The sequence below is a fragment of the Donghicola sp. XS_ASV15 genome (assembly GCF_041224595.1).
GTDB lineage: Bacteria > Pseudomonadota > Alphaproteobacteria > Rhodobacterales > Rhodobacteraceae > Donghicola.
Genome location: NZ_JBGFGN010000115.1, coordinates 1 through 6,566, shown reverse-complemented (window position 1 = coordinate 6,566; position 6,566 = coordinate 1). Strand labels below are relative to the sequence as shown.

Sequence of the window (6,566 nt, the reverse complement as noted above, 5' to 3'; positions counted from 1 at the left end):
ACCTCACAGAATTGGCCTGACGGCCAATGCGCCTTGGACCGGGCTTGCTATATGAGGGCCGCACGCTCCAAGGCGCTCGCCCCAAACTGGCCGACTTTTGCTCCGCCACAATGGCCGAATTTTACTCCGCCGTTGACACCTTCGCACGCTGGACAACATGCTGGGCCCAATTTTATGTATTGGCAGTTGCGTTTCAACCGCGCCATTCTCAAAAGCGGCCTTGGGCATCCCGTAGACCATGCTTGTTCCCTCGTCTTGGCCAATAGTGGTCGCGCCGTTGCGTCGCAGTTCCCAAAGGCCATCTGCTCCGTCGCGTCCCATGCCTGTCAGAATGGTGGCAGTGCAGCGGCGGGCCACGTGCAGCGCGGATCGGAACAGCACATCGACCGAGGGCCGATGCCCAGAAACCGGCGGCCCTTCGATCAGGCGGCAGCGCGGACCGCGCGACATGTCGAGTTTCATATGCGCCTTTCCCGAGGGCGCCAGAAAGACCGTCCCCCGTTCGATCAGGTCTCCGTTCTTTGCTTCGCGGACGTTGGCCTTGCAGTTGTTGTCCAGCAGGCGCGCAAGGCCAGCTGAGAACCCTTCGCCCGTGTGTTGGACGATTAATGTAGGCGGGCAATCCGTTGGCAAATAGGATAAAACCGTCATCAAGGCGTCGACGCCGCCTGTAGATGATCCGATCAGGAACAACCGCTCCCATGTGCCGGACCGCGGTGCGTGCCTGAAGTCCACGACGCTTTTGCTGGTCCTGAGTGCCGACGACAGCAAGTCCGAACAAAAATCCCGTGCGGACTTCGATGGATCAACAGCCGGAGCAGGATCCTTAAAAGTTTGGCTCTGATACAAGGCCTTTGCGTCTTCTGCAGTCCCCAAAAGCACCCAACGGACCGACAGCGCGTCGAACAGGTGTTGCATAACTTCGAATTCAAGTGCCTGGGCAAACTGCGGGGCGATGAGCACAATTGCCGGAGGCCGATGTTCGACGGCGTGATAACACGCCGTCAAATTGTTGAATGTTCCCGCCATGCGTAGCCTCGGATCAGCGCAGATATGCGCTTCTGCGATCCGTGCTTTGGCGGAGTTTGGGTCAGCGATCATGATCCTCATGGGCGCTTCCTTAGAAATCGGTCCATGCAGGCCCGTTCGCGGCAGCGGCAAATCCCGTTCCAGTCGCTCGGTTCAGCGAGGGTTCCGGCGTGTGCGGCGCGGGTTTGAACGGCACCGCAGTAAGCGGAGCCACTTGCGGCTCTTCGGACCCATTGGACAACTGGAACCGAGCAACCAACTGCGATAGGCCTGCCGCCTCACTCTTGAGCGTCATGGCAGCGGCGGTCGCATCCTGTACCATCGCAGCATTCTGCTGTGTGACCTGATCCAACTGCGAGACCCCGACGTTGATCTCTCCGAGACCTGCAGATTGTTCACGGGCGCCAACAGCAATCCCACTCACAAGCTGCGCAATCTGACCGACGCGATCAACGATCGACGTCAGCGCGCCGCCCGCCCGGCCCACTAGACCCACACCGGTTTCAACTTGCTCTGTGCTTGATCCAATCAGGGTTTTGATCTGTTTTGCAGCATCAGATGACCGCTGAGCAAGCGCTCTGACCTCGGACGCGACGACCGCAAACCCGCGACCCGCATCTCCTGCACGGGCAGCTTCGACACCGGCATTCAGAGCCAGCAAGTTGGTCTGGAAGGCGATGTCATCAATCACGTTGATAATCTGCGCAATTTCGTCAGAGGATTTCTTGATCTGCGACATCGCATCGACAGCGTCGCTCACGACCTTGCCACTCTGTTCAGCTTCCGAGCGCGCCTCGGTCACCACGCGCTCGACTTCGGCGGCACCATCCGCAGCAGAACGGACGCTGGACGTCAGTTCATCCAAGGCTGCTGCGGTCTCTTCGAGTGTTGCCGCCTGGTTTTCGGTCCGGCGCGACAGGTCATCGGACGAGCCACTGATTTCGTCGGCGCGGCTACGGATTTCATGGGCATTGTCTGTGATCGACAACATCAAGCTGCTGAGTGTATCAACTGTTGCATTGAAATCCTGGCGCAATTGCTCGTAATCATTTGAAAATGGCTCATCAAGCTTGTTGCTCAGGTCGCCGCTGGACAGCTGTCGCAGGCCATTGGAAATCTCTGTCACAACGCGTTCCTGTTCCTCGGCTGCAATCGCCTGCAATCGTGCGGCTTCGCTATTTTCGTGCAACTTGACGCGGAAATCATCGAGAATACGCGAAACATCACCGAGTTCGTCTTTGCGGTCGGCGTTCGGTATGGCCACGTCAAACCGATCATGGGCCACATCTTCCATGGCAGATGCAAAGCGCGCCAGAGGTTTGGTGATTGAGCGTGCCATGAGCCAGCCCAAGAGAAGTGACGCCAGCAAACCAAGCGCGATAAAGGCGAACATGGTGTGACGCAGGCGCGCCAAGCCGTCGAATTGCGCTGCTGAGTCCAGCTCGACAACCGCATACCAAGCCTGATCGAAGACATTGAGCTTTTGGACCGTCAACATGGTGTCTGCGCCACTCAGACCGGTGACATGCGGGAAATATCCCTCGGTTCCTTTTAGGACGGCATCGCCCCCAACAGACCCCGCGGCATTTGACAGAATGTCCAATGTGTCTGCCACGCGCGACACTGTGCGGGCGGTGCCATCTGCACCCAGCAGGTAAACTTCATCAGTTTCCTGAAGGCCGGTCACGCCAGAGATCACCTGATAGGGGCCATCTTGGGGAAGCTGGATCGCGACAACGCCAAGGGTCTCACCGTCCGATCCGACAATCTTGTTCGCCATAAAGGCCGCAGGCGCGCCATTGCTGGGGGCGTAGGGGGCAAAGTCGACAAACACATTTTGGGTGCCCGAGCCTTTGATGGCTTCTTTGAAAGCCGCGCCTAGGCCAGAGCTGGCAAATGTACCCGAAGCGAGGTTCGTTCCGAAGTCAGACTCCTTGTAGACGGTGTAGACGATGTCACCATCCGGCGTGATCAGAAACAGATCGTAGTAGTTGAACCGCTGGGCCAGAGCATCGAAATACCCGTGCTCTTTGAAGTGAATGCTCGAATAAAGGCTGCCGTCGCCTGCATCTTGCAAACGATTAAATTCTCCTAAAGGAAAGTCATTCTTTTCAAAATACAGTTGGCGCATCTCGTCCAGATCCGAATTGGATCCGGGTTGAAGAGCATCGCTAAACCGTCTCAACGCAAGAGCCGTGTTCGGACTCTCCGACAGGGTTGTCAGCTGGTAATCAAGACCTTCAAACCATGTCTCAAGGCTCTGTGCCACTTGGCCAGCCGTTACCTCGGACGTCTGCTTTGCGGCACGCTCTGCCTCGCGTTTGAACTGCAGATAATATGTTTCGCTGGCGACAATCACCGTCATGATCAGTGTCCCGACGATCAGCGCAGGTAAGCGCAAAGAGATCCGGGCCTGGGTGAAACGTTTGAGCATAGGAAATCTCCTGACGTGGAACCGTGTGTTAACTAGAAAAGCTCGATCGATTTTTTTGGGGGGGGCGAGGTGCGCCCGCACATCCGGTCTTTGACCATCTGCAGCTTGATCTGTGCGATTGCATCCGGTGCCAGATCTATGGATTGCACAGGTGCCCTGTGCAAAGTTCTCTGCACGTCGGCCAAAATCTGAACCGCAAGGTCAAAGCCCTGAGTCGCGGGATTGATTGGGATTTCGGCAGACCTTTCTGCCTCGTATCTGGTCAGAGCCCCCAGCGCCTCTTCTAGAAGCGCGGCACATGCCGTGGTCGTTGCGCTGTTCATAGGCGCCCGACGACGGCTTCTATCGACGCTTTCAGCGAGGCGGTGGTAAAGGGTTTCTTAACCAAGTTATTCAACCCCAAGGCACGACCGCGCGCGATGATGTCCGGTGTTGGCGTGCCGGTCACCAAAATGAACCCAACTTGCTGTGTGGGCTTGTTGGCGCGCAAATGCTCTAGCAAATCGAGACCATTCATTCCGGGCATGTTGTAATCGCTGATCACCAGATGCACCGGATTTCCTGAGACGCGCGCAAACGCCTCTTGTCCCGATTTTTCATACTCGACGTTCTGAAGACCGATTTCTTCGAGACATTGGGACAGCAGACCGCGGCTGACCGACATGTCATCGACGATCATGGTTTTGAGGGCAGTTTTCAGAGACATTGCAGTTTCCGATCGTTCATTGTTTTTGATAGGTTGTGATGCCAGCCGGGCAAAGGCCGATGGCCTCGGGCGTTTCGATCCGCTCGCTATGGCCGATAAACAGAAAGCCGTTTGGGTTGAGATGCGCCGCAAACTGCGCCCAAAGGTTGGCTTGGGTCGGCTTGTCGAAGTAGATCGCTACATTTCGGCAGAAGATCACATCAAAGCGCCCTGATATCGGCCAGGGCTGGATCAGGTTCAGGCGGCGGAACGTAATAAGGTCGACGAGGTTCGCGCGCACAGCACGTTGCTGTTCCTCGTGCTTTTTGTCGAAAACCCTCGCTTCGAGCGCCGGGTTTGGAAAACTCGTTTCGCTGTTGGTATAGACCGCTTTCTGAGCCCGCTCTAGGATGTCGGGATCGACATCTGTTGCCAGAATTCGCGCATCCGCCGAGGCACCGAGAACCGCGCGTACAGAAGCCGCAATCGAATAAGGCTCTTGGCCCGAAGAACACCCCGCAGACCAGATCCTTAGTGGACCGCGTCCGCGGAAACGTGGCAGAATCGAGCTTTCGAGCAAATCGAAGTGGTGCTGCTCTCTGAAAAAGTGCGTTACGTTTGTTGTAAGAGCAGAGATGAAATGGTCGCATTCTACCTGATCACCGTCTTCAACCTTGCCAATATACGACGGGAAATCGCCAGCACCTGAGGCGATAACACGCTTCCATAGCCGAGCTGTCACCAAGGGCCGCTTCCCGTCTTCTAGGTTCAGCCCCCAGTTTTCCTTGGCCAATCGCGCGACGCGCCGAAAAACCGCGTCCGTCAGTTCAGATTTTTCGTCCAGTGATGCTCCGAGGGCGGTCATGCGGCGTCCTCCCGATCGGCCGGGAGGAAACCGGTGATATCCAGAACACGCAGCATACGATCTTCTTGCGAGATGAGACCGACGATATGCGCAGGTTGGGTCTCAACCGATTGAGTTGGATTGGGCAGTATGGCGTCGCTTGATACCGAAATGATTTCAGACACAGCTTCGACCAACAGGCCCATTGTGCGGTTGGACACGGTCACAATAACGATCACGTTCCGGCGTCCTTCGGGGGTCGGCCCAAGGCCCAACCGTTCTCGAAGATCGACAATCGGGATCACGGCCCCGCGGAGGTTCATCACCCCAAGCACCGATGGCTCTGAAAACGGTAGCATTGTCACAGGGGTCCAGCTGCGGATTTCGCGGATGGTGTGGATGTCAACACAGAACCCCTGCCCTCCAGCGGTCAAGGAGACGAACTCGGACAGGCTTTCTTTGGCGGCAGTCATTTCAGTCATACTAAGCCTCCTGAACGCAGCGGGGTTTGCTCGCGCCTTCACGTGACACGAGTCCAATGAGCGCGTCGGGATCAAGGATGAGTGCGATCTGCCCGTCGCCTAGGATGGTTGCGGCAGAGATCCCTGGGATCGCACCGTAATTTCCCTCCAGACTTTTGATGACAATCTGCCTCTGGTCATAAATCTCGTTCACTGCAAAGGCAAAGACCGACGCATTCTCAGCCTCGACCAAGATAAAGGGACCGGTATTGGGCGCAGCGCTGCCCAATCCGAGCAGCGGCGCAAGTGGTATGATCGGCACATAAGATCCACGAACTTTCAGCACCCAATTTTCCGGGGTGAGCTCGAGGACGTCATCGCTCTCTGGGCGAATGGTCTCCATGATGTTCGCGATGGGCACAACCATGGTTTCTTTGGCGACCGAGATCACGATCCCATCCAGAACAGCAAGCGTGAGTGGCAGAAGGATTGTGAAAACAGAGCCGCGCCCGGGTTCGCTCGTGATCGAGACCCGCCCACCGATCGACGTGATCGAGGTTTTGACCACGTCCATCCCGACACCGCGTCCCGAGAGATTCGTGACCTGATCAGCGGTCGAAAACCCAGGCATAAACAGAAGGTTATCAATCTCAGAGTCGCTCAGCACCGCGTCGGCGGGAACCAACTCTTTCTGAACAGCCTTTTCCAAAATGCGGTTGCGATTCAGTCCCGCACCGTCATCGGCCACTTCGATCACCACATGACCTGATCGATGTGCCGCACTCAGCGTCACTGTTCCAGTGGGCGGCTTTTGTGTTTGCGCACGGGCATCCGGTGCCTCGAGGCCGTGGTCTACGGCATTTCGCAACATATGAGTCAGCGGATCAGCAAGCCGTTCGATAAGTGTTTTGTCGATCTCAGTCGTCTCACCATTGGTTTCGAACTGGACAGCTTTCCCTGTCGCCTCGCCTGCTGTCAACGGCGGAGTAAAATTCGGCCATTGTGGCGGAGCAAAAGTCGGCCAGTTTGGGGCGAGCGCCTTGGAGCGTGCGGCCCTCATATAGCAAGCCCGGTCCAAGGCGCATTGGCCGTCAGGCCAATTCTGTGAGGTTC

The 6,566-nt window shown here is 56.7% G+C and carries 7 protein-coding genes; all 7 read right to left on the bottom strand.

Features of this window, described 5'->3' with window-relative positions:
• Positions 1-3 precede the first annotated feature (3 nt).
• Entirely contained in the window at positions 4-1,110 is a 1,107-nt protein-coding gene (locus tag AB9K37_RS05755; RefSeq protein ID WP_369835977.1) for a CheB methylesterase domain-containing protein, read from the bottom strand.
• Between the two features lie 10 nt (positions 1,111-1,120).
• Positions 1,121-3,463: a methyl-accepting chemotaxis protein gene (locus AB9K37_RS05750; protein ID WP_369835976.1), complete on the bottom strand. Its 2,343-nt coding sequence runs from the start codon at positions 3,461-3,463 to the stop codon at positions 1,121-1,123.
• A 32-nt stretch (positions 3,464-3,495) separates the two neighbouring features.
• Positions 3,496-3,786 carry a hypothetical protein gene (locus tag AB9K37_RS05745; protein ID WP_369835975.1) on the bottom strand — a complete coding sequence of 97 codons (291 nt, stop codon included), beginning with the start codon at positions 3,784-3,786 and terminating at the stop codon, positions 3,496-3,498.
• A complete protein-coding gene (locus AB9K37_RS05740; RefSeq protein ID WP_369835974.1) occupies positions 3,783-4,169 on the bottom strand; it encodes a response regulator in 387 nt (128 codons plus the stop codon). The genes AB9K37_RS05745 and AB9K37_RS05740 overlap by 4 nt, the downstream gene beginning before the upstream one ends.
• A 16-nt stretch (positions 4,170-4,185) precedes the next feature.
• On the bottom strand, positions 4,186-5,013 hold the full coding sequence (locus tag AB9K37_RS05735) for a protein-glutamate O-methyltransferase CheR (RefSeq protein ID WP_369835973.1): 828 nt from the start codon (positions 5,011-5,013) through the stop codon (positions 4,186-4,188).
• Complete coding sequence (locus AB9K37_RS05730) at positions 5,010-5,474, bottom strand: chemotaxis protein CheW (protein WP_369835972.1); 465 nt, start codon at positions 5,472-5,474, stop codon at positions 5,010-5,012. Before AB9K37_RS05730 ends, AB9K37_RS05735 begins: the two co-directional genes overlap by 4 nt.
• A gap of 1 nt (position 5,475) precedes the next feature.
• A partial coding sequence (locus AB9K37_RS05725) for a chemotaxis protein CheA (protein ID WP_369835971.1) occupies positions 5,476-6,566 on the bottom strand: 1,091 nt, incomplete at its 5' end.